The 260-nt window shown below is 63.5% G+C and carries 1 protein-coding gene; it reads right to left on the minus strand.

Translation table 11 applies throughout. From position 1 onward, the window contains the following. Window positions 1-81 (minus strand): SMR family transporter (locus tag CDN38_RS33640; protein WP_275539816.1); only part of this gene is annotated, 81 nt, incomplete at its 3' end. Window positions 82-260 lie beyond the last annotated feature (179 nt).

A 260-nucleotide genomic window follows, 5' to 3' on the forward strand; every position in this document is an offset into this window, starting at 1 on the left:
GGTGAAGCCTTCGGACTGCTTCATGGACACGGCCCAGACGATTTCCAGCAGGCCGGCAAACAACAGATAGATCCAGGCCATGACGGCCCTCCTCTTGGTAGGGCCAGGCCGTCCTGGTCATTGATTCCCGATGCGGGGGAGGTCGTTCCTCCTGGCCGGCATTCTAGCAACGGCGGCCAGCCCCGGCCGCCGTTGCCGGGAACGGGTTACAGCCGATTCAGTGCGTGAAGCTGGCGCCGATGTACCTGCCTGCGCTATAG

This window comes from Mycobacterium ostraviense, assembly GCF_002705925.1.
GTDB lineage: Bacteria > Actinomycetota > Actinomycetes > Mycobacteriales > Mycobacteriaceae > Mycobacterium > Mycobacterium ostraviense.